The sequence below is a fragment of the Achromobacter anxifer genome, from assembly GCF_903652925.1.
Taxonomy (GTDB): domain Bacteria; phylum Pseudomonadota; class Gammaproteobacteria; order Burkholderiales; family Burkholderiaceae_B; genus Achromobacter; species Achromobacter anxifer.
In genome coordinates this window covers 835,563-858,067 of sequence record NZ_CAHLAR010000001.1, presented here as the reverse complement: position 1 = coordinate 858,067, position 22,505 = coordinate 835,563, and the positions used below count along the sequence as shown (strand labels likewise).

The window sequence follows — 22,505 nt, the reverse complement described above, 5'->3', positions numbered from 1 at the left end:
TTGCCCAAACAACAACAAGGCCTGCAGGTCATCCAGCACATGGGACAGGCCTATCGCGGCATGCAGAGCGCGTTCAGCAGCAAGGTGGGCCATGCCCTGCCACGCTGGCGCATCCTCCTGGCCCTGCATGAATGCGGGCAGTGTTCGCAGAAGCACCTGGCCGAACGTTGCCGGCTCGATCCCGCGTCGCTCACGCGCCAATTGCAGGCCATGCAGAAACTGGGCTGGATCGCGCGCGCCGTCGATCCGCAAGACAACCGCCTGACCAACGCCAGCCTCACGCCCGCCGGGCAGGCCGTGGTGGGCCAGGCCCTGCCCAAGCGCGCGGCCTTCTTCGAAGAGTCGCTCAAGGGCCTGTCGGCCGCCGACATCGATACCTTGAACCGCGTGCTCAGCGTGCTGGAAGCGAACTTCCTACGGGCGGCCGCGGACAAGGCGCCGCAAGCCTGAGCGCCGCGGCGTTCATCGCACGCGCGACTGCTGCGCGATGATCTTCATGAAATCGTCGGCCAGCTGGTGTGAAGCGCCTTTCGCCCGCACCGCGTATACCTGGGCCGTGGCCGCCAGCCCTTGCACCGGCAGGAACAGGATGTCGCCGCGGCTGTCGTCGGCCACCGACCGGCCGACCAGCGCGTAACCCAGGCCGGCCGCCACCAGGCCCAATGCGGTGTGGATCTCCTTTGCCTCATAACCCACCCGCACCTTGACCCCGGCCTGCTCCAGCGCCTGAATGGTGGAGCGCGCAAAGCTGCTTTCCGGATCCTTGGGATAGCTGACGAAGGCCATGCCGGCCAGATCGTTCGGCGTAAGCCGCTTGCGCTTGGCATATGAGCCCGACGCCGGCACCGCCGCGACCAGCGCATCATCGAACAGAGGGAAGTAATCCAGATCGTCCTCTTCGGCCCGCGGCCCCATGACGCGCGACAGCCCGACATGGATCAGGCCGCTGCGCAAGGCCTCTGCCTGGTGCTCGCTGAGGATCTCGGTCAGGTCGATGCGCACCTTGGGCAGGTCCGCCTTCATCCTGCGCACCGCATCGGGCAGCACCGAAAAAATGGTCGAGCGCGTGAAGCCAATGCTGAGCCAGCCGAAATGTCCTGAAGCCATGTCCTGTGCCTCGTCGAACAGGCGCTGGGCATCGGCAAGCAGCGCCTTGGCCTTGGGATAGATGAAGCGCCCCAATGGGGTGAGCGTCATGGGCCGCGTGGACCGGTCGAACACCTTCGCGCCCAGCATGGCCTCCAGCTGGCCGAGCTGCATGCTGACCGCCGTGGGCACCACGTGCAGACGCTGCGCCGCCAGGTTGGCATTGCGGGTCTCGACCACCTCGCAAAAGAACTGCAGGGATTTCAAGTTCATGGAAATTGATCTTACGCTCAAAAACGCTTAGTTGCCTTCCACTTTTCGTTAGCTGAACATGGAATCACACGCACGCATCCATGCGCTGGAACTGGAGACCCCGTTGATTCCCGATTTGAATGAACCCGAATGGCTGCGTCTGGCCCGCGGCCTTTCCACTGCCGAGGTGTCCGACGCGCTCGACTACCACGAGCTTCCAGGCAGCGCCCTGGGCATCCGTCCGGTGGCCGGCCCGGCCAGGCTGTTCGGCTTTGCCTACACCGTCCGCTTCGCGCCGATAGACCACGCCCAACCCGGCACCGTCGGCGATTTCATCGACAGGCTCACGCCCGGCACCGTCGCCGTCCTGGACAACGGCGGCCGGATGGACTGCACCGTCTGGGGCGGCATACTCAGCCGCCTGGCCGCGCACAAGCACATCGCCGGCACGGTGGTGCATGGCGTGTGCCGCGACACCGCCGAGGCCGACGAGGCAGGCTATCCCCTGTACGCCCGCGGCGCCTTCATGCGCACCGGCAAGGACCGCGTGCAGGTGCAGGCATATGAAGAGCCCGTGACGCTGGGCGACGTGCGCGTGTGCCCGGGAGACCTGCTTGTCGGCGACGCCGACGGCGTGGTGGTGGTGCCCCGCGCACGCATGGAGGAAGTGCTGGCCAAGGCCATGGAGACGCGCGCGCTGGAAAGCCGGATCCTCGACGCCGCGCTTGGCGGAATGCCGCTGACCGAAGCGCGCAAGCAGTTCGGCTACCACACGCTGCAGCGCTCGCCGGACAAGCTGGCCTGAAGCCCGCGCCGACAACAACTACATAATCCAAGGAGACATGATGTCGATCACCCGCATTCTGGGCGCGGCGGCCCTCGGCCTGACAGCCGCCACCTTCGCCGCCCCCGTCCTGGCGCAAGCCCCCTACCCCTGCCAGCTCGTCAAGATCATCTCGCCCTATCCTCCCGGCGGCACCACCGACATCCTGGCGCGCCTGATTGCGCCCGGCTTGGCCGACGAACTCGGCACCAACGTCATCGTCGAAAACAAGGGCGGCGCCAGCAGCAACATCGGCACCCAGTACGTCACCACCGCCGCGCCGGACGGCTGCACGCTGCTGCTGGGCAACAACACCGGCGTCGTCATCAACCGCAACCTGTACCAGCTGCGCAACGACCCGGTCAGCACGCTGGCGCCGGTCGCGGAAGTGGCCGCGGTTCCGCTGGTGCTCTACGTCAACGCCGGCGTGCCGGCAAAGACCGCCAACGAGCTTTTCGCGCTGATCCGCAACAAGCCGGGCGAATTCAACTTCGCGTCCGGCGGCAGCGGCAGTCCGCAGCACCTGATGGGTGAAATGCTCAAGCTCGACATGAAGCTGGACATGACACACATCCCCTACCGCGGCCAGGGTCCGGCGCTGGCCGACGTGATCGCCGGCCAGGTGCCGGTGGCCTTTGAAACCACCACCGCCATCGCGCCGCAGCTCGGTTCGGGCCGCATCCGCGCATTGGCCACCACCGGCGAAACCCGTTCCAAGGGCCTGCCGGACGTGCCGACCATGAAGGAGCTCGGCCACGCCAATTTCGTGATCGAGAACTGGTATGGCATCTTCGCCCCCGCGCAGACGCCTGCGGCGCTGATCCAGCGCCTTAATCAGGGCGTGGTCAAGACGCTGAAGAGTCCGGCGCTGGCCAAGAACCTGGACGAGATGGGCTCGGATGACGTGGCCGGCACGCCGGAACAGTTCGCCAGCTTCATCGCCAAGGAACTGCCCTACTGGGAATCCCTGGTCAAGCGAACCGGCGCGAAGGTCGACTGACATGAATGATCTGCTTGCCACCCTGCGCCAGCTAGGCGCGGCCACCATCTACGAAGCACAGGGCGCCAAGGGCGCGCTGGACCACGGCATCAAGCCCATCGATCCGACGGTGCGCCTTGCCGGCCCGGCCCTCACGGTCGACTGCCGCCCTGCCGACAACCTCATGCTGCACTATGCCGTGCAAAAAGCACGCCCGGGCGACGTGCTGGTGGTCGACGCCAAGGCCTACCTGGAAGCCGGCCCCTGGGGCGACGTGCTCACGCTGCAGGCCATGCAGGTCGGCATCGCCGGCCTGGTGATCAACGGCTGCGTGCGCGACGCGAACCTAATCATCGAACTGGGCTTCCCCGTGTTCTGCCGCGGCCTGTCGATCAAGGGCACCGGAAAATTCCAGCCCGGCCGGATCAACGTGCCTATCTCCATAGGCGACGCGGTCATCCATCCCGGCGACTACATCGTCGGCGACCGTGACGGCGTTGCCGTGGTCCCCAAGGACGAACTCGAACAGACCGTTGCCCGGAGCCTCGCACGCGAGGAGAAGGAAGCCGCACAACGCAAGGCCATCGAGCAGGGCGTCTACACGACCGAGCTGCTGGGGCTGGCAGACACCCTGCGCCGCCTCGGCCTGGAATAGCCCGCAGCCATAAGACCCGCGATATCGGCCCATAGCAAAACAGGATTCCGCAGCCCCGGGGATCGCCCAGAATACAGAACCTTTCCGCACAAGCCACAACAAGGACGGCAATGGATTCCGTATTTCTGGTGGTCACCCTGGGCGCGGTCATCGCGGGCTTCGTCCAGGGCCTGTCGGGCTTCGCCTTCGGCCTGGTGGCGATGTCGTTCTGGGCCTGGGTGCTGGACCCGCGCATGGCGGCGACGCTCGCCGTCTTCGGCGCCCTGGTCGGACAGATCATCGCCGCCATCACCGTGCGGCGCGGCTTCGACCTGCAACGGCTGCTGCCCTTCGTGCTGGGCGGCCTGCTTGGCATTCCGCTGGGCGTCATGCTGCTGCCGCGCCTGGACATGGACTGGTTCAAGGCCACGCTCGGCGTCCTGCTGGTGCTCTGGTGTCCCGCCATGCTGTTCGCAAAGAACCTGCCCAGGATTTCGGCGGGCGGACGCGCCGCGGATGCGGCGGTGGGCATGGCTGGCGGCGTGCTGGGCGGCATCGGCGGCTTCGCGGGCACCCTGCCCACGCTGTGGTGCACCCTGCGCGGATTCGAGAAGAACGCGCAGCGCGCCGTCATCCAGAACTTCAACCTGTCCGTGCTGCTGGTGACCATGGGCACCTACCTGGCAACCGGCATCGTCACGCGCGACATGCTGCCCCTGTTCGCCATCGTCGCCGCCGCAATGCTGGTGCCCGCGCTGCTCGGCGCAAAGCTCTACATCGGCATCAGCGAAGCGCGCTTCCGGCAGATCGTGCTGGGCTTGCTGACGGGGTCGGGGGTGGCGTTGCTGGCGTCGGCGGTGCCGCGGCTGCTGGAACGCATGGCATAGTTCCGCGCATGCCGCCACGGCACGAATCAGGACTGTCCATGAACTCCGAACGCCACTATCTCGTCATCCAGGCCCATGCCAGCGAGTTTCCCCAGCCCATGTCGGTGCGCAAGGGCGACCGCGTTTCCATCGGCGAACGCTACGACGGCCCCGAAGGCTGGCCCGACTGGTATCTGTGCACGCCCGCGGACCAGGAGGCCGGCTTCGTGCCGGCGCAATTCCTCGACCGCCACGCCGACGGCAGCGCCACAATGCTGGAGGATTTCACAAATAAGGAACTGGATGCCGCGGCAGGCGACATGCTGCGCGGCGAACGCGAGCTGAACGGGTGGGTGTGGGCGGTCCGGCTTGCGGATGGGATGGCGGGCTGGGTGCCGCTGGAGAATTTGCGTGTTTGCGAGCCATAAGCGCAGCCACATATTCACCGCGAGATCCACGGCGAATAGCCAGTCTTGCGCCGCATACAGTCAGCTCGCTCGGCTGATCAGGTTGCACCATGAAAAACACCCCGACGACCGGACCTTGGTCCAATCTTCGGGGTGCATAGTGGAATGCTGCGCCGTGCTTTAGACGTTGAACAAGAAGTTCATCACGTCCCCATCCTGCACGATGTATTCCTTGCCTTCCGCGCGCATCTTGCCCGCTTCCTTGGCGCCCTGTTCACCCTTGTAGGTGATGTAGTCGTCATAGGCAATGGTCTGGGCGCGGATGAAGCCGCGCTCGAAGTCGGTGTGGATGACGCCCGCGGCCTGGGGCGCGGTGGCGCCGATCGGCACGGTCCAGGCGCGCACTTCCTTCACGCCGGCGGTGAAGTAGGTTTGCAGCCCAAGCAGCTTGAAGGCGGCGCGGATCAGGCGGTTCAGGCCGGGTTCTTCCATGCCCATGTCCGACAGGAAAGCCTGGCGGTCAGCGTCGTCGAGGTCGACGATTTCGGATTCGATGGCGGCGCAGATGGCGACCACGGGCGCGTTGCGCGCGGCGGCGAATTCGGTCAGGCGGTCGAGCAGCGGGTTGTTGGTGAAGCCGTCGTCGGCCACGTTGCCTACGTACATCGCGCGCTTGGCGGTGATGAAGCAGAGCTGGGCGATGTCGGCCTTTTCCTCGGTGGAGAGGTCCAGGGCGCGGATGGGCTTGGCGTCGTTCAGCTGGGCCACGCACTTTTCCAGCACGGCCACGATGCGCTGCGATTCCTTGTCGCCCGAGCGCGCCGTCTTCTGGTGGCGTTGCAGGGCCTTTTCGGCGGTCTGCAGGTCAGCCAGGGCCAGTTCGGTTTCGATGACTTCGATGTCGGCGATGGGATCGACCTTGCCGGCCACGTGGATCACATTGGGATCCTCGAAGCAGCGCACCACGTTGACGATGGCGTCGGTTTCGCGGATGTGCGAGAGGAACTGGTTGCCCAGGCCTTCGCCCTTGCTCGCGCCGGCGACCAGGCCCGCGATGTCGACGAATTCGACGGTGGCGGACAGGATGCGCTCAGGCTTGACGATTTCAGCCAGCTTCTGCAGGCGCGGATCCGGCACCTCGACCACACCGACGTTGGGTTCGATGGTGCAGAACGGGTAGTTCTCGGCGGCGATGCCGGCGCGGGTCAGAGCGTTGAAGAGTGTCGATTTGCCTACGTTGGGCAGGCCGACGATGCCGCATTGCAGAGCCATGGGAATCCTGTGTAAGTACGGTATTGATCGTTAACGTTCTAGTTTACCCCGGCCGGGAAATGGGTTCGTTTCCGTGACCGGCGTCAGGGCTCCGCCGGCAAGCCGTGCGAGCCTGCGGGGCAGGACGCTAGGTTGCCGCGGAGGGCACCCAGCGCATCAGGACCCAGATCATCAAAATGGGGCCAGCGTTGAAGACGGAATGCAGCAGTATCGCCGCGCCGATGCCGCGCCGCACGCGCATCCAGCCCAGCACCAGCCCGGTCAGCCATTGCGGCAACACCAGCAGGGGCAGCAGCCAGTACGGCGTCTTGCTGTAGACGAAATTCGTCAGGTGCACCGCGGCGAAGGTCAGCGCGACCAGGTGGAACACCAGGCCGTAATGCTTCAGGTAGTAGCGTCGCCAGGTCGTGTCCCAGCCCTGCAGCGGTTCCGCGCGCTGACGCGCGCCCCAGCAGGCCAGGATCACCCAGGCGGCCAGCAGCAGGCCGGTCCAGACCTTGGGGCCCCAGAGCACCACGGGCACCATGGCCGGAATCAGCCACAGCGTCTGCTTGGGACGGCGCAGGCCATAGCGGAACAGCATCTCTTCGACCAACGGCGCCCAGAGCACCGCGGTCAGCCAGGGAATGTTGGTGGGATCTAGCCGGTGGGTGACGCCGCCCAGCCCGGCCGCCGCAACGGCCACCGGTCCCAGCGCAAACAGGTTCACGGCCCACAGCAGCGCGGCCCAGGCCAGCAGGCGACCAGGGCCGATACCCGGCCACCAATCCGCCACTAGTCCGCTGGCGGACGCCCGCCCCGGCAAGCGCGAAACCGGATGCGGATGGCGGATGAAACGCCAGAAGTCGACGATTTCACTGCGAAAACGCAGTTTGCCGCCGGCCGCGGACCGTTGCTGGCCAGTCATCAGGCGTCGTTGCCGCTGTGGAGCTGGCGCGTCGCCAGCGGGAAATCGCCGGCCAGCATCGCGGGCACCACGGCCCGGCAACGGTCGATGACCGCTTCGATCTCTTTCTGCTCTTCGCGGCGCGGCGGATGCAGCACGAAGTCGGCGACCTGCTGGGCCAGGCCCAGGGTGCGCGGATGGCCGATGCCGATGCGCAACCGCCAGAAATTAGGGCTGCCGAGCGCCGCCTGGATGTCCTTCAAGCCGTTGTGGCCGGCATGCCCGCCACCCTGCTTCAGTTTCACCTGGCCGGGCATCAGATCCAGTTCGTCGTGCAGTACCAGCACCTGTTCGGGCACCAGCTTGTAGAAGCGAGCCAAGGCGCCGACCGCCTGGCCGGAACGATTCATGTAGGTATTGGGCTTGAGCAGCAACACGTTGTCCGCGCCCAGGCGGGATTTGGCCACCATGCCGAAGAAGGATTTCTCCAGCGCGAAAGAAGCGCGCAGGTCGTCCGCCAGGTGGTCGGCCAGCCAGAAGCCGGCGTTGTGCCGGGTGGTTTCGTAGTCGGGCCCCGGATTACCCAGTCCGACGATGAGGCGTATAGGAGTAGACATGATGGGGGTGTTTAAACCAAAAAACCCTGCGCATGCAAATGCACACGCAGGGTTTCGGCATCAGCCGCGGAAAGCCCGAAGGCTTCCCGGCAGGACTTAGGCAGCCGGAGCTTCGGCTTCGGCTTCGCCTTCGTCGGCGGCAGCAGCGCCACGCACCACGGCCGTGGCGGCCAGCAGCGGGTTGGCGTCGCCGCCGTGGGGGACGTAGGTCACGCCCTTGGGCAGCTTGATGTCGGCCAGGTGGACCGAAGCGCCAGGCAGCAGATCCTTCAGGTCCACTTCGATGAACTGGGGCAGCGCTGCCGGCAGGCAGGTGACTTCCAGTTCGGTCAGGACGTGGCTGATAATGGCGCCGCCCAGCTTAACGGCCGGCGAGACTTCAGCGTTGATGAAGTGGAACGGGACCTTGGTGTGCAGGGCCTGGTTGGCGTCCACGCGCTGGAAGTCCACGTGCAGGACTTGCGGCTTGTAGGCGTGCCATTGAACCGAACGCAGCAGGACTTGCTCTTCCTTGGCTGCGCCTTCCAGCGCCATTTGCAGGATCGACGCGTGGAATTCTTCCTTGCGCAGGGCGTGGTAGATCTCGTTGTGGTCGAGTTCGATGTTCAGCGGGGCAGCCGTACCGCCATAAACGATGGCGGGAACGCGGCCCGCGCGGCGCAGGCGGCGGCTCGCACTCGAACCCTGGACGCTACGCGCAGTGGCATTGAATTTCATGGAAAACTCCAAAAACAATAATGGCGAAGAGACTCCGCCGGTTGGTGCACGGCACGCGAAATGCGCGCCGTGTTTGTTGCGCCTTGCCGCGACCAGCAAGGCGCAAAACTCTGTGTCCGGACTGCCCGTCCGAGGGCCGCTGCGTCTTAGTCGACGAACAGCGAGCTGACCGATTCCGCGTTCGAGATACGCAGGATGGTCTCGCCCAGCAGCGCGGCGCACGACAGCTGGCGGATCTTGCCGCTGGCCTGGCCTTGCTCGGAGAGCGGAATGGTGTCGGTGACGACCAGCTCGTCCAGTTCCGACGCTTCAATGCGGTCGATGGCGCCGCCCGACAGCACGGGGTGCGTGCAATAGGCGTAAACGGCGCCGGCGCCGCGGTCCTTCAGGGCCTGGGCCGCCTTGCACAGCGTGCCGGCGGTGTCGACCATGTCGTCCATGATGATGCAGGTTCGGCCGTCGACTTCACCGATGATGTTCATCACTTCCGACACGTTGGCGCGCGGACGGCGCTTGTCGATGATGGCCAGATCGGCCTCCAGCTGCTTGGCCAGCGCACGGGCCCGCACCACGCCGCCGATGTCCGGGGACACGACGACCAGGTTCGAGAAATTGCGGCGCCAGATGTCGCCCAGCAGGATCGGACCCGCGTAGATGTTATCCACGGGAATATCGAAGAAACCCTGGATCTGGTCGGCGTGCAGGTCCATCGTCAGGACGCGGTCGACGCCAGCCACTTGCAGCATGTTGGCCACGACCTTCGCCGAGATGGCCACGCGCGCCGAGCGCGGGCGGCGGTCCTGGCGGGCATAGCCGAAATAGGGAATCGCGGCGGTGATGCGGCCAGCGGAAGCGCGGCGCAGGGCATCGACCATCACCATGATTTCCATCAGGTTGTCGTTGGTGGGGGCACAGGTGGGCTGCAGGACGAAAACGTCCTTGCCGCGCACGTTCTCGTTGATCTCGACCATCACTTCGCCGTCCGAGAAGCGACCGACGGTCATCTTGCCCAGGGACATATCGAGGTGGTTGACTACGTCCACGGCCAGCCGAGTGTTGGCTGTACCCGTGAAAATCATGAAGCTATCGTTTGCCATGATGGATGATGCGATGGTCGTTTCAAGACACTAACGAGGTGATGCGGAGTGATGCATCAGCGGACCCGGAAAATAAAAAAGCTGCTGAACCCGGGCCAGTGTCTTACAGGCGTGTTCAACAGCTTTTTTATGTATTCGGTTGGCTGGGGAGGAAGGATTCGAACCTTCGCATGCCGGAATCAAAATCCGGTGCCTTAACCAGCTTGGCGACTCCCCAACTATCTTGCAATCCAATTCCGCAACGGATGTTCAGCTAACCCAGTACATGCCTGCACTAACCGAAACCGTGGATGCGTTTGGCTGAATGTTTTATCAGCGCCGCGCATTATAGCGGATATTTCTGCTTCTGCCAAAACGGCTTCGGAAAGTTCGGAAAACTCGGCGAATAAACACGCACCAGATCCCGACATGCGAACCGGGGTTCCACGAAGGATTCCCTGTTCAGCAAGCCACCGCGATGCCCCAAGCACTTCTGGGTAAAGGCGGTAGACCACCGGCTCCAAATCATTCCTGCCGAAGCGGGAAGTAGGCGAAGCAAGAAAGACCGCTATTTTGATGGAAGAAGAATCCCTTGTCAAATCGGGTGCGGAAAATATTTGAGGAGTGGGCACGCTGGCGTCCGGCTGCGCCACCAGATAGGCCTTCTCCGGCAGGGTCACCGCAGTGAGGTCCTCACCCACGCCCTGTGCGAACGCCGACTGACCGAAGACGAAGACGGGCACGTCGGCGCCCAATGGCAGGGCCAGATCCATGAGCTCGCGCCGCGACAAGCCCGTGCCCCACAGTCTGTTCAGCGCGATAAGCACCGACGCCGCATCGCTGGAACCTCCACCCAGGCCGCCGCCTTGCGGAATGCGCTTTTCCAGGCCGATCTGCACGCCCTGCTTCACGCCTGTCGCGCGCTGCAGCGCATGCGCGGCGCGCAAGGTCAGGTCCTGCTCTTCAGGCACGCCAGGCAGCTCCGTTGCGCGGCTGATGACGCCATCGTGGCGCACGTCGAAATGCAGCGTGTCGCACAGGTCGATGAAGCGGAACACGGTCTGCAGCAGATGGTAGCCATCGGCGCGGCGGCCGACGACGTGCAGGAACAGATTCAGCTTGGCGGGAGCGGGTACGTCGTAGAGAGTCACGGCAGGGCGAAAAAAAAGCGGTCGCCCGATTTTACCGGGCGACCGCCAATTCCGGGCCAGGACGGCCCTATCTATTCAAGGCTGATTGACGACCAGGCGCAGCATGATGCGGCGGCCCGGTTCCTGGCGCTCCAGCACCAGCAACTGGGGGCCCAGCGTGTCGTAGCGCGAGAGCCGCGCGCGCCAGCCGCCTTGCTCGAAAGCCGCCACGCGGCCCAGCTCGTCGCGCGAGACCTCGGTGGCCTCGGGTGTGGCGGCCAGCTTGCCGCGCAGCCAGTCGCGCAACCCGGACACGGGCATGCTGCTGCCCAGCGCCTCGGCGGCCAGGGCGTCGGGATTGTCGGCCACCAGACGCGTGCCGTCGGACTTGGTCAGGCTGGCCGCGCCGGGCTGGCCCTCGACGCGCGCCTCGGTCGAGCCCAGGGGATTGGTCAGGTCCAGCACGTAATGGCGCCCGTCGTCCGACCACGAGAAGCCGCCCTGCACGGCGTTCTGTTTGCCGCTTTCCTCGTTGACGGTGATGGCGAAGCGGCCGATGCGCGAAAACGCATCGGCGCTGACGCCTTCGATGGGTTTGGGCGTGGTGCAGGCGGCAAGCAGCGCCGCCAGCAGCGCCATCAGGAACCAGCGTAGCGGCGCAGCCGCGCCGGGCATGCCTCGGACTGCTGCGGTCACAGGCTGATCCCCAGGCGCTTGGCCACGTCGAGGACGGTCTTGTTCTTAGGATCCTTCATCAGCGCCGCGCGCAGCAGTTCGACGGCCTGGTCGCGCTTGCCCTGGGTCCAGAGGACCTCGGCCAGGTGGGCCGCGATGTCCGCTTCCGGACGCACACTGTAGGCGCGCCGCAGATAGTCGGCCGCGGCCGCGGAATCGCCCATGCGGTACTTGACCCAGCCCATGCTGTCGAGGATGAACGGATCGTTGGGCGCCAGCTCCAGCGCTTGCGTGATCAGGTCCAGGGCTTCGGGCAGGCGCTGGTTATGGTCGGCCAGCGTGTAGCCCAGCGCGTTGTAGGCATGCGCATGGTCCGGATCCAGCGCGATGACCTGGCGCAGCATGCGCTCGAGATCGGCCAGGCGGTTCTGGCGCTCGTACAGCATGGCCAGTTCGTACTTGATCTCGACCGTGTCGGGCAGGGCCTGGTCGGCCGCTTCCAGCACCGACACGGCCTGCGACACGCGATCGGCGTCGCGCAGGATCTGGGCCTTGGTCAAGACGCCCAGCGTGCGCTCTTCGTCATCCTGGGGGCCGGCGGCGTCGATCATCGCCAGCGCGTCGTCGACGCGGCCGCTCTTGGCGCGCAAGGCAGCCTGACGCATATGCACGGAGTAGCGCAAGGTCGGATCGTCGATGCGGCCCAGCTCATTGATGGCCTCGTCGTACTGCCCCTGATCTTCGGCGATGCGTGCCAGCAGCACGTGGGCATCGGCCGCGGCCGCGCCGGCGTCGGTCGCGCCCGGCACGGTGGCGCGCTGGCGCTGCTGCTGCACGTCCAGATACTGCTGCAGCAGATTCTTGGCCTGCGGCAGTTGCCCGGCCTTGTAGGCCAGCTGCGCCTGCATGAACAGCAGGTCGAAATCTTCCGGCGAGCGGCGCGACATGGCCTGCAATTCCGCCAGCGCGCCGTTGTAGTCGCCGCTGTCGGCCAACTGGCCAGCCAGCATCAGGCGCACCTTGCGGGCGTTGGGATTGCGGGCGATATAGGCGCGCGCCTCGGTCTGCGCGCGCTGCGGATCGACTTTGTAGCCGTATTCCAGCACGCGCAGGGCGGCGGCTTCGGACTTGGGTTCCGCGGCCAGTGCCGCGCGCGATTCCTGCGCGGCGCGGTTGTAGTCGCCCGCGGCGGAAGCCACGTCGGCCAGCGCCAGATGCGCGGCCGGCAGCTTGCGCACGCTGTCGCTCAGGGACTCGTCCAGAATGCGCAGGGCCAGGCGGCGATCATTCAGGCGGCTCAGCACGGCCAGGGCCTGGCCGATGGCGGCCGGCTTGTCCCGCGAGGAATCGATGCGGTTGCGCAGGGCCTGCGCCAGGCCCTTGGTCTGGCCGTTGGCGGCGGCCAGCGCCAGCTCGGTGGAATTGGCCTCGACGTCATTGGGCGACAGGCGCGCCCAGACTCGGGCGGCCTCCAGGGCGCCCGGCAGATTGCCGCCGGCCAACTGGAATTCGAGGGCGCGGCGAGCCAGGCGCGGATCGCCGGTGTCGCGCGCCAGGCCGATCATGGTGGTTGCGGCCGAGCCGTACATGCCGCGCTGGGCGGCGATCTCGGAGGCAAGCACACGATAAAAGATGTCCGCGGTCAGCGACACATAGGGCAATTGCCCCGGGCGCAGCCTTATTACCTCGGTTTCAGGATGACGGCTCTGAGGCGCCATTCGAGGCCCGGTCGCATCGCGAGTCCGGCTGTCGGCGGCCTGGGCCGGCGGGGTCAGTATTGCTGCCAGCGCAAGCGCTAGCGCGGTGATCCCGATATTTATAGGTTTGAAAGACGACTTCACGCGGCCCGTCCGGTTGATGGCACAATCTTCGTACACGCAATTAATGATCTTACACTGGCTCATGCCGGAACTGCCTGAAGTCGAAACCACGCGTCGGGGAATCGACGCCGTCATCACTGGCCGGACGCTGACGCGCCTGGTCGTCCACGAATCCCGCATGCGCTGGCCGATCCCGCCGGATCTGCCGACCATCGTCGGTGGCCGCGCCGTGCTGGAATGCGGGCGCCGGGGCAAATATCTGCTGCTGCGGTTCGAGCACGGCACCCAGATCGTGCATCTGGGCATGTCGGGATCGCTGCGCAGCGTCGCCCCCGGCGAATTCCTGCGCAAGCACGACCACGTCGAATGGGTCTTCGAGCAGGCCGTCCTGCGCCTGCACGACCCGCGCCGCTTCGGCGCCGTGCTGTGGCACCCCGAGTCCGACGGCCCCATCGAAGCCCATCCACTGCTGGCCAAGCTGGGCATCGAGCCCTTCGACCCGCGCTTCGACGGCGCCTGGCTGCACCGCCACTTCAAGAACCACAGCGCCGCCATCAAGCAGGTGCTGCTGGCGGGCATGGCCGTGGTGGGCGTGGGCAACATCTACGCATCGGAAAGCCTGTTCCGGGCCCGCATCAATCCCAAGACCCCGGCCAACAAGCTGTCGCCCGCCCGCTGCGAGCGCCTGGCCGACATGGTGCGCGCCACCCTGGCCGACGCCCTGACGTCGGGCGGCAGCACGCTGCGCGACTATGTCGGAGCCACCGGCGAACCGGGCGCCTACTTCGAGATCCACGCGGCCGTCTACGAGCGCGAAGGCCAGCCCTGCCGGGTCTGCGGCACCCCGATACGGCGCATCGTCCAGGGGCAGCGCGCCACCTATTACTGCCCGAAATGCCAGAGGAATTGACCGCCGCCGCCCCCGAAACCCGCGGGAAATCCCTGTAAAAACAAGGCCATTCGTTTATAGCAAACGTATTGCACAAACACTAACGCCGGGCTATATTCCTTCCACACACCCTATTCCTATAAAAGTGGAAGGAGCCTCCATGAGCAAGCAATTCGCCTCGCACGCCGACCTGGACGACAAGGTCGTCTCGTTCGAAAAACTGTCCGACAACGCCTATGCCTACACGGCCGAAGGCGACCCCAACTCGGGCGTGATCATCGGCGACGAGGCCGTCATGGTGGTCGACACCCAGGCCACCCCGGTGATGGCCCAGGACGTGATCCGCCGCGTCCGCGAAGTCACGGACAAGCCCATCAAGTACATCCTGCTGTCGCACTACCACGCCGTGCGCGTGTTCGGCGCGTCGGCCTACGACGCCCAGGAAATCCTGGCCAGCCGCGACACCTACGACCTGATCGCCGAACGCGGCGAGCAGGACAAGGCCAGCGAGATCGGCCGCTTCCCGCGCCTGTTCCGCAACGCCGAATCGATCCCGCCGGGCCTGGTCTGGCCGACCATGACGTTCAAGGGCGAGATGACCGTCGACCTGGGCAACCTGGAAGTCAAGCTGCTGCAGGTGGGCCGCGGCCACACCAAGGGCGACACCATCGCCTGGCTGCCCGAGCAGAAAATCCTGTTCGCGGGCGACCTGGTGGAATACCAGTCCACCCCCTACTGCGGCGACGCCTATTTCCGCGACTGGCCCAGCACGCTGGACGCGCTGTCGGGCTTCGAAGCCGAGAAGATGGTCCCGGGCCGCGGCCCCGCGCTGAAGAACGCCACCGAGGTCCGCCAGGGCCTGGCCGGCACGCGCGCCTTCCTGACCGACCTGTACGGCGCGGTGAACCGCGGCGTGGCCGAAGGCAAGGACCTGAAGACCATCTACCGCGAGGTCTACGACTTCATGAAGCCGCGCTACAGCGACTGGGTGATCTTCGACCACTGCATGCCGTTCGACGTGTCGCGCGCCTATGACGAGGCCACCGGCCACACCCACCCGCGCATCTGGACCGACAAGCGCGACCTGGAGATGTGGGCGCAGCTGGAAGGCTGATCCCGGCAGGCCGCCCCAGGCGGCCCTGCTCCGCTGCAACCGGAACGCGCGCCGCAAGGCGGCGCGCGGCTTCGCGACATAAAAACAATATGACCCACACAGGAGACGACCGTGGGAGACATCGACTATCAGGCGATGGAATTCGCCTATGAAAAGCACGCCGACCAGGCTGCCAGCGCGCTGGCGCGGCACCAGGTGGTGGTGGTGGGCGCCGGCCCGGTCGGCCTGACCACGGCGCTGGATCTCGCCCGCCAGGGCGTGCGCGTGGTGGTGCTGGACGACGACTTCCGCCTGTCCACCGGCTCCCGCGCCATCTGTTTTTCCAAGCGCACGCTGGAGATCTGGGACCGCCTGGGCGTGGGCCAGCGCATGATCGACAAGGGCGTGTCGTGGAACGTGGGCAAGGTCTTCTTCCGCGAACAGGAAGTTTGGCGCTTCGACCTGCTGCCCGAACCCGGCCACCGCCGCCCGGCCTTCATCAACCTGCAGCAGTACTACGCCGAAGGCTATCTGTACGAGCAGGCGCGGCACGAACCCAATATCGATCTGCGCTGGAAGAACAAGGTCGCCGGCCTGGAACAGCGCGATGACGGCGTGGTCCTGAACGTGGAGACGCCCGACGGCGCCTATGCGCTACATGCCGACTGGCTCATCGCCTGCGACGGCGCGCGTTCGCCGGTGCGCAAGCTGATCGGCCAGGAAAGCCACGGCCGCATCTTCCGCGACCGCTTCCTGATCGCCGACGTCAAGATGCAGGCGGACTTTCCGACCGAACGCTGGTTCTGGTTCGACCCGCCCTTCCATCCCAACCAGTCCGTGCTGCTGCACCGCCAGCCCGACAACGTCTGGCGCATCGACTTCCAGCTGGGCTGGAACGCCGACCCTGTCGAAGCGGTCAAGCCGGAAAACGTGCTGCCGCGCATCCGCGCCCTGCTGGGCCCCGACGCGCGTTTCGAACTGGAATGGGTCAGCGTCTATACCTTCGCGTGCGAACGCATGGACAAGTTCCGCCATGGCCGCGTCGTCTTCGCAGGCGACTCCGCCCACCGCGTGTCGCCGTTCGGCGCCCGCGGCGCCAACAGCGGCGTGCAGGACGCGGAGAACCTGGCCTGGAAACTGAAGCTGGTGCTGGCCGGCCAGGCGCCCGAGGCGCTGATCGACAGCTACAGCGCCGAACGCGAGTACGCCGCCGACGAGAACATCCTGAACTCCTCGCGCGCCACCGACTTCATCACGCCCAAGAGCGACATCAGCCGCAACTTCCGCAATGCGGTGCTGAATCTGGCCAAGACCCATCCCTTCGCACGCTCGCTGGTCAACAGCGGCCGCCTGTCCCTGCCCGCAACCTATGCGGGTTCACCGCTGAACACCCCGGACGCGGACGCCTTCAGCGGCCGCATGGTGCCCGGCGCGGTGGCACTGGACGCTCCCGTGAACGAGCAGGATTGGTGGCTGGCGCAGCTGGACGGCGATTTCGTGCTGGCCCTGTTCTGCGGCGACGCCCTGCCCGGCCGCGACACGCTGCTTGCCCTGCAGGCCCTGCGCATGGCGCCCGTGCCGGTCAAGGCCGTGCTGGTGGCCAGCCCGCAGTGCGACCTGTCCGCGCTGCCCAAGGAACTGCCCGCCGTCACGGACCGCGAAGGCTGCCTGGGCAAGCGCTATGACGCGCAAGCCGGCACGGCCTACCTGATCCGCCCCGACCAGCACATCACCGCCCGCTGGCGCGCCTTCGACTCCGCTGCCGTCACTGCGGCCGTCAACCGCGCCACGGGCCGGGCCTGAACTTCGAGATCACTTCATCATGCTGATTACCGAAACCAACCTGGTCTCGCCGGACGACTTCTACGAAGCGCTGATCGAGACTCACCGCGACCTCACCAACGAGCAGAGCCAGGAACTCAACGCGGCGCTGATCCTGCTGCTGGCCAACCACCTGGGCGACATGGAGGTGTTGCGCGAAGCGCTGCGCCAGGCGCGGGCGTCCGTGGCGCCGTAGTTCCGCTCACGCCCCGACCGCGAACGTATTGACGATCAAAGCGCGCAGCCACTGGTTGCCGCTATCGCGGTCCACCCGGCGCTGCCAGTACATATTGGTCTGCAGCGCCGGCACTCTTATCGGCGGCGTCATGTAGCGCAGGCCGAACGGCGGCGCGGCGCTGGCAGCGAGTTTTTCGGGCACGGTGGCCAGCAGGTCGGTCGCGCTGACGATGTACGGCACGGCCGAGAAATGCGGCACGCTGAAGTGCTCCGCCAGGTCCACGCCGGCGCGTTCCATGGACTGGTTGACCTGCCCATAGGGCGCGGCGCGCGACACGATGAGGTGCCGCTCGGCGCGGAACGCCTTGAGCCCCATGCCGGCGTGCGCCGTCGGATGGGCCTGCCGGAACAGGGTCGCGTAGCCCTGGCGAAACAGCATGCGCTGCAGCGTGCCCGCCCCCATCTCATCGAACGCGCCGATCGCCAGATCGACGCGCCCCGCCTCCATCTCCCGCAGCAAATCCGCCCCCTGGACCCGCACGGAGTCGATGCGCACCAGCGGCGCCACCTGCACGCAGACCTCCATCAGACGCGGCATGAAGTGGATTTCGCCCACGTCCGTCATCGCCACCCGGAACCGGCGCGTGCTAGTCGTGGCGTCGAACACGTCCTGATCCTTCAAGGCCTGCGACAACACGGTCAGCGCCTCGCTGACGGGGCCGGCCAGGCGCTGCGCGCGCGGCGTGGGCTGCATGCCCTGCGCGGTGCGCACGAACAGCTCGTCGCCAAACGCTTCGCGCAGCCGGCGCAGCGCATTGCTGACGGCGGGTTGCGACAAATCCATGCGCCGCGCCACGGCCGACAGGTTGCGGTCCTCCAGCAGGTGCTGGAAGAGCAGCAGCAGATTCAGATCGACGTCGCGCAACTCGGCCATGCTCACCCCCCTACTATTCACAAAATTTATAGTCTCTATTTTTGCATTCCCATAGCCTTAGCGGGGATTTTTTCCGACAATGACGTATCGGCCCCGCGGAACCCTTCCTTGCGGGCCACCCGCATCAGGCCGCGCGGCCAAGCACCGCGCCGCCGCCCAGGAGGATTCCATGGAACTGCAATACCAGACCGGCTTCGGCAACGATTGCGCCACCGAGGCCCTGCCCGGCGCGCTGCCGCTGGGCCGCAATTCGCCCCAGCAATGCCCCTACGGCCTGTACGCCGAACAACTGTCCGGTACCGCCTTCACCGCGCCGCGCAGCGAAAACCGCCGCTCCTGGCTCTACCGCATTCGCCCGGGCGCGCAGCACAAGCCGTTCGAGGCCTTTGATGGCGCCGCCGGCTGGCAAAGCGCCTTCGGCCATGGCCCCGTGACGCCGAACCAGCTGCGCTGGAGCCCGCTACCCATCCCCACCGCCCCTACCGACTTCCTGGAAGGCGTGAAGACCTGGGGCGGCAACGGCGGCCCCGACGAGCAGGGCGGCGTGGGCATCCATCTGTACGCGGCCAACCGCTCGATGCAGGGACGCTACTTCTACAACGCCGACGGCGAGCTGCTGCTGGTGCCGCAGCAAGGCCGCCTGCGCCTGGCCACGGAACTCGGCCTGATCGACCTGGAACCGCTGGAAATCGCCGTCATCCCGCGCGGCGTGCGCTTCCGTGTGGAACTGCTGGACGGCAGCGCGCGCGGCTACATGCTGGAAAACTTCGGCGCGGCCTTGCGCCTGCCCGAACTGGGCCCCATCGGCTCGAACTGCCTGGCCAATGCCCGCGACTTCAAGACGCCAGTGGCCTGGTACGAAGACCTGGAAGGCGACTTTGAACTGATCGCCAAGTTCACCGGCGGCTTCTGGCGCGCGGCCATCGGGCATTCGCCGCTGGACGTGGTGGCCTGGCACGGCACGCATGCCCCGTACAAGTACGACCTGCGCAACTTCAACACCATCGGCTCCATCAGCTACGACCATCCCGATCCCTCGATCTTCACGGTCCTGACCGCGCCATCGGATACCCCGGGCACGGCCAACATGGACTTCGCGATCTTCCCGCCGCGCATCCTGGCCATGGAAAACACCTTCCGTCCGCCCTGGTTCCACCGCAATATCGCCAGCGAATTCATGGGCCTGATACAGGGCGTCTACGACGCCAAGGCCGAAGGTTTCGCGCCGGGCGGCGCCAGCCTGCACAACTGCATGAGCGGCCACGGCCCCGACGCCGAAACCTTCGAGAAGGCCTCCCACGCCGACACCAGCACGGCCCACTACATCCGCGACACGATGGCGTTCATGTTCGAGACGCGACGCGTCATCCGCCCCACGGAGCAGGCGCTGGCCTCGGTAGAATTGCAGGGCGACTACTACCGGTGCTGGCAGGGCATCGCCAAGCATTTCGACCCCAGCAAGGCGTGACGCAGGATATCCCCGCTTTCCACGCCCGCGGCGATGAGCGCAAGCTCATCGCCGCTTGGCATTTGGCTTTTTCCGGCGCCCTGCGCTCAGCCACCGCATAACCACACTGAAAGAGACACGCAGCCATGACCACCATCAATGAAACCCACGACCCGTCCCTGAAGAGCTGGATCGCCAGCGCCAACACCGGCGAGTCGGATTTCCCGGTGCAGAACCTGCCCTACGCCGCCTTCCGCCGCAAGGGCTCCACGGAATCGTTCCGCCCCGGCGTGGCCATCGGCGACCAGATCCTGGACCTGGCCGCGCTGGCCGCCAAGCAGCCCTTCGAAGGCCCGGCCGCCGAAGCCCTGGCCGCCTGCGCCACGGACAGCCTGAACGCCCTGATGGCCCTCGGCCAGGCCCACTGGAGCGCCCTGCGCCTGGCCTTGTCGCGCGCGCTACGCGAAGGCGCCGCCCTGCGCGGCACTGTCGAGCCGCTGCTGGTCGCCCAGGCCGACGCCGAATACACCACGCCCGCCCGCATCGGCGACTACACCGACTTCTACATCTCGGTGCACCACGCCACCGCCGTGGGCAAGCAATTCCGCCCCGACAATCCCCTGCTGCCGAACTACAAGTGGGTGCCCATCGGCTACCACGGCCGCGCCTCCAGCATCGGCGTGGACCAGAAGTTCCCCCGCCCCGTGGGCCAGACCCGCCCCGCCAATGAAGGCGAAGCGCCGCAATTCGGTCCCTGCGCCCGCCTGGACTACGAACTGGAACTGGGCATCTTCGTCGGCTCCGGCAACGCCCAGGGCGACCGCATCCCGCTGGCCGAAGCCGATTCGCACGTGTTCGGCCTGTGCATCCTGAACGACTGGTCCGCGCGCGACATCCAGGCCTGGGAATACCAGCCCCTGGGCCCCTTCCTCTCCAAGAACTTCGCCTCCACGATCTCGCCCTGGATCGTCACCATGGAAGCGCTGGAGCCGTTCCGCACGCAGTGGATCCGCGGCGCCGGCGAGCCTCAGCCCCTGCCCTACCTGGCCTCCGACGCCAACCGCGCCAAGGGCGCCTTCGACGTGCAGATGGAAGTGCTGCTGACCACCGAGAAATCGCGCGCCGACAAGCAGCCGCCCGCCTTCCTGTCGCGCAGCAACTTCCGAGACGCCTACTGGAACGTGGCCCAGCTGATCACGCACCACACCGTCAACGGCTGCAACCTGCAACCGGGCGACATGCTGGGCACCGGCACCCTGTCCGGCCCGCAACCCTCGGAAGCCGGCTCGCTGCTCGAACTGAGCAACGGCGGCAAGCAGGCGATCGACCTGCCCTGGGGCGAAAAGCGCACGTTCCTGCAGGATGGCGACCAGGTCATCATCCGCGCCGAATGCGTGAAGGCTGGCTATCCGCGCATCGGTTTCGGCGCATGCTCCGGCACGGTCCTGCCGGCCCGCGCCTAAACCGCGTCGGCGTCCGCCCTGGCGGGCGCCGTCAACGCCTCGATCTCATCGTCCTTGGCCTGCCACTGCTGGCCCAGCCAGTGATGAAAGGTCGTGCGGAAAGCCTTGTCGCCGGAGTAGTCGCCCTCGCAGAACTCCGGCGGCACCGGCAACTGCCGCATGCGCACCAGCACCCGCCCGGCGCGGCCGCAGGCCAGATCCCAGAAACTGGGCGCGCCATCCGGATAGACGATCGTCACGTCCACCATCGAGCGAAACCGCTTGCCCATCGCATTCAAGGCCACCGCCAGCCCGCCCGCCTTGGGCTTTAGCAGATGACGGTACGGCGCCCCCTGCGCATCGCGCTTGGCAGGACTGAAGCGCGTGCCCTCCGCAAACACCATCACGCTGGTCGGCACCAGCGAAAACTTCGCGCAAGCCCGCCGCGCCGTTTCCTGGTCCTGCCGCCCCAGATCCGGATTGCGCCGCAGCGCCGCCTTGCCATGGCGCTTCATGAACGGAAAATCCAGCGCCCACCAGGCCAGCCCGATCACCGGCACATAGATCAGCTGCTGCTTCAGGAAGAACTTCAGCAACGGAATGCGCCGGTTCAACGACTGCTGCAGCACGAAGATATCCACCCATGACTGGTGATTGCAATTGACCAGATACCAGTCCGCGTAACGCAGCCCCGCATTGCCCTGCACGTCCCAGGCAACATCCTGGATCCTCGCCAGCCACCCCGCATTGCACGACACCCAGGCCGTCGCGATGGCATTGAGCACCGGATCGATCCCCCTCCTGACCGCCGCGAACGGCAGCAGCAGCTTCAACAAGGCCAGCGGAAACAGCAGCAAGCACCAGAACACCGTGCTGGCCGCCAGCCAGACGGTACTGACGACACCCGTCACCCATCCGAACCGCCCGCGCGGCAAGGGCAGCACGCGGCGCCGAACGGAATCCTTGGAAGAAAGAGTGTTTGATTCAGCGCCGGCAGCAGCAGTAGCCGTGGCAGCAGCGGCAGTAGCAGCCGCACTAGAAGCAGCAGGAGCAGTATTTGCAGCGGCAGCAGAGGCTGTAGCTATGGCGACGGCAGGGGGGATAGAGGCAGCAGCAGTTGTTGTTGCTGTGGCCCCAGCAGGGGTTGTAGCTGTAGCGACGGCGGAGGCTGTAGAGGTAGCAGCGGTAGCTGTAGCAGCAGCGCGAACCTCCCCCAAAGACGATTCAGAAATAGTCATATCCCCAGTTTCCTACCTTCAACAAAATCCCAACTTGCGCAGAATCAACCCCGCCCCCACGCGCAGCGGCATCGGCCACCGCAAGACACCACGTATGTTTCATGAGGCCGTCCGGGCGGCCTCATGAAACGGGCCCCACAAGCCCCTCCACCACACCCCGCTAGCGCCAAGAATGCCAAGCACACGACTCGCCCCGGCAACCGTCAAGTTTCAAACACTGGAGC

Annotated in this window: 23 protein-coding genes and 1 tRNA gene; 12 read left to right on the top strand and 12 right to left on the bottom strand. The window is 66.1% G+C overall.

All coding sequences use genetic code 11. The features are described 5' to 3' along the window. On the top strand, window positions 1–450 hold the full coding sequence (locus HWY37_RS03875) for a MarR family winged helix-turn-helix transcriptional regulator (protein WP_176087897.1): 450 nt from the start codon (window positions 1–3) through the stop codon (window positions 448–450). A 12-nt stretch (window positions 451–462) separates the two neighbouring features. Here the strand turns inward: HWY37_RS03875 and HWY37_RS03870 are convergent, their stop codons facing one another. Further along, window positions 463–1,359, bottom strand: coding sequence for a LysR family transcriptional regulator (locus HWY37_RS03870; protein WP_176087896.1), 897 nt, complete (start codon window positions 1,357–1,359; stop codon window positions 463–465). A 58-nt stretch (window positions 1,360–1,417) separates the two neighbouring features. Here HWY37_RS03870 and HWY37_RS03865 point away from each other — a divergent pair, with 58 nt between their 5' ends. The 5 genes from HWY37_RS03865 to HWY37_RS03845 all read left to right on the top strand — a co-directional run bounded on the left by HWY37_RS03865 (window position 1,418) and on the right by HWY37_RS03845 (window position 5,068). Then, window positions 1,418–2,143, top strand: a complete 726-nt coding sequence (locus tag HWY37_RS03865) for an RraA family protein (protein WP_176087895.1) — start codon at window positions 1,418–1,420, stop codon at window positions 2,141–2,143. 37 nt (window positions 2,144–2,180) lie between these two features. Then, on the top strand, window positions 2,181–3,161 hold the full coding sequence (locus tag HWY37_RS03860; RefSeq protein WP_246302173.1) for a Bug family tripartite tricarboxylate transporter substrate binding protein: 981 nt from the start codon (window positions 2,181–2,183) through the stop codon (window positions 3,159–3,161). A gap of 1 nt (window position 3,162) precedes the next feature. After that, a complete protein-coding gene (locus HWY37_RS03855; RefSeq protein ID WP_175207309.1) occupies window positions 3,163–3,795 on the top strand; it encodes a 4-carboxy-4-hydroxy-2-oxoadipate aldolase/oxaloacetate decarboxylase in 633 nt (210 codons plus the stop codon). Window positions 3,796–3,905: 110 nt separating this feature from the next. Beyond that, the gene (locus HWY37_RS03850) at window positions 3,906–4,661 is read left to right on the top strand and encodes a sulfite exporter TauE/SafE family protein (protein ID WP_176087894.1); all 756 of its coding nucleotides are present in this window, start codon (window positions 3,906–3,908) and stop codon (window positions 4,659–4,661) included. 38 nt (window positions 4,662–4,699) lie between these two features. Then, a complete protein-coding gene (locus HWY37_RS03845; RefSeq protein WP_175207311.1) occupies window positions 4,700–5,068 on the top strand; it encodes an SH3 domain-containing protein in 369 nt (122 codons plus the stop codon). Between the two features lie 159 nt (window positions 5,069–5,227). Here HWY37_RS03845 and ychF read toward each other — a convergent pair whose 3' ends face one another. From ychF to HWY37_RS03800, 9 genes are all read right to left on the bottom strand, one after another. Beyond that, entirely contained in the window at window positions 5,228–6,319 is a 1,092-nt protein-coding gene (gene ychF, locus HWY37_RS03840; RefSeq protein WP_176087893.1) for a redox-regulated ATPase YchF, read from the bottom strand. A 127-nt stretch (window positions 6,320–6,446) separates the two neighbouring features. Next, window positions 6,447–7,226: a CPBP family glutamic-type intramembrane protease gene (locus HWY37_RS03835; protein ID WP_176087892.1), complete on the bottom strand. Its 780-nt coding sequence runs from the start codon at window positions 7,224–7,226 to the stop codon at window positions 6,447–6,449. Next, entirely contained in the window at window positions 7,226–7,822 is a 597-nt protein-coding gene (pth, locus tag HWY37_RS03830; protein WP_175207313.1) for an aminoacyl-tRNA hydrolase, read from the bottom strand. The genes HWY37_RS03835 and pth overlap by 1 nt, the downstream gene beginning before the upstream one ends. 96 nt (window positions 7,823–7,918) lie before the next feature. Continuing rightward, window positions 7,919–8,539: a 50S ribosomal protein L25/general stress protein Ctc gene (locus HWY37_RS03825; protein ID WP_176087891.1), complete on the bottom strand. Its 621-nt coding sequence runs from the start codon at window positions 8,537–8,539 to the stop codon at window positions 7,919–7,921. 146 nt (window positions 8,540–8,685) lie between these two features. Further along, window positions 8,686–9,636 (bottom strand): ribose-phosphate pyrophosphokinase, encoded by a 951-nt coding sequence (locus HWY37_RS03820; RefSeq protein ID WP_006227587.1) that lies wholly within the window; start codon window positions 9,634–9,636, stop codon window positions 8,686–8,688. 140 nt (window positions 9,637–9,776) lie between these two features. Next, window positions 9,777–9,853: transfer RNA gene (locus HWY37_RS03815), tRNA-Gln, on the bottom strand. 1 nt (window position 9,854) lies between these two features. After that, the gene (gene ispE, locus HWY37_RS03810) at window positions 9,855–10,766 is read right to left on the bottom strand and encodes a 4-(cytidine 5'-diphospho)-2-C-methyl-D-erythritol kinase (RefSeq protein ID WP_176087890.1); all 912 of its coding nucleotides are present in this window, start codon (window positions 10,764–10,766) and stop codon (window positions 9,855–9,857) included. A 75-nt stretch (window positions 10,767–10,841) separates the two neighbouring features. Next, entirely contained in the window at window positions 10,842–11,420 is a 579-nt protein-coding gene (gene lolB / locus HWY37_RS03805; protein WP_176088056.1) for a lipoprotein insertase outer membrane protein LolB, read from the bottom strand. A gap of 17 nt (window positions 11,421–11,437) precedes the next feature. Continuing rightward, entirely contained in the window at window positions 11,438–13,324 is a 1,887-nt protein-coding gene (locus tag HWY37_RS03800; protein ID WP_175207316.1) for a tetratricopeptide repeat protein, read from the bottom strand. Between HWY37_RS03800 and mutM the strand changes: the two genes are divergently transcribed. The 4 genes from mutM (at window position 13,323) to HWY37_RS03780 (ending at window position 17,239) form a co-directional block, all read left to right on the top strand. Further along, window positions 13,323–14,150, top strand: coding sequence for a bifunctional DNA-formamidopyrimidine glycosylase/DNA-(apurinic or apyrimidinic site) lyase (gene mutM / locus HWY37_RS03795; RefSeq protein WP_176087889.1), 828 nt, complete (start codon window positions 13,323–13,325; stop codon window positions 14,148–14,150). The genes HWY37_RS03800 and mutM overlap by 2 nt on opposite strands. A 139-nt stretch (window positions 14,151–14,289) precedes the next feature. Beyond that, window positions 14,290–15,243, top strand: a complete 954-nt coding sequence (locus tag HWY37_RS03790) for an MBL fold metallo-hydrolase (RefSeq protein WP_176087888.1) — start codon at window positions 14,290–14,292, stop codon at window positions 15,241–15,243. Between the two features lie 111 nt (window positions 15,244–15,354). Then, on the top strand, window positions 15,355–17,025 hold the full coding sequence (locus HWY37_RS03785; RefSeq protein WP_176087887.1) for an FAD-dependent oxidoreductase: 1,671 nt from the start codon (window positions 15,355–15,357) through the stop codon (window positions 17,023–17,025). Between the two features lie 19 nt (window positions 17,026–17,044). Further along, window positions 17,045–17,239 carry a DUF2783 domain-containing protein gene (locus HWY37_RS03780; RefSeq protein WP_054451956.1) on the top strand — a complete coding sequence of 65 codons (195 nt, stop codon included), beginning with the start codon at window positions 17,045–17,047 and terminating at the stop codon, window positions 17,237–17,239. Window positions 17,240–17,245: 6 nt separating this feature from the next. On the opposite strand, the gene HWY37_RS03775 is transcribed toward HWY37_RS03780, so the two are convergent. Beyond that, window positions 17,246–18,154 (bottom strand): LysR family transcriptional regulator, encoded by a 909-nt coding sequence (locus HWY37_RS03775; RefSeq protein ID WP_176087886.1) that lies wholly within the window; start codon window positions 18,152–18,154, stop codon window positions 17,246–17,248. A 169-nt stretch (window positions 18,155–18,323) separates the two neighbouring features. Here HWY37_RS03775 and hmgA point away from each other — a divergent pair, with 169 nt between their 5' ends. Together hmgA and fahA are read left to right on the top strand one after the other, a co-directional pair. Next, window positions 18,324–19,622 carry a homogentisate 1,2-dioxygenase gene (hmgA, locus tag HWY37_RS03770; RefSeq protein WP_175207321.1) on the top strand — a complete coding sequence of 433 codons (1,299 nt, stop codon included), beginning with the start codon at window positions 18,324–18,326 and terminating at the stop codon, window positions 19,620–19,622. 125 nt (window positions 19,623–19,747) lie between these two features. After that, entirely contained in the window at window positions 19,748–21,064 is a 1,317-nt protein-coding gene (fahA, locus tag HWY37_RS03765) for a fumarylacetoacetase (RefSeq protein WP_175207322.1), read from the top strand. Here fahA and HWY37_RS03760 read toward each other — a convergent pair. Then, window positions 21,061–21,978 (bottom strand): acyltransferase, encoded by a 918-nt coding sequence (locus HWY37_RS03760; protein WP_175207383.1) that lies wholly within the window; start codon window positions 21,976–21,978, stop codon window positions 21,061–21,063. The genes fahA and HWY37_RS03760 overlap by 4 nt on opposite strands. Window positions 21,979–22,505: the final 527 nt, after the last annotated feature.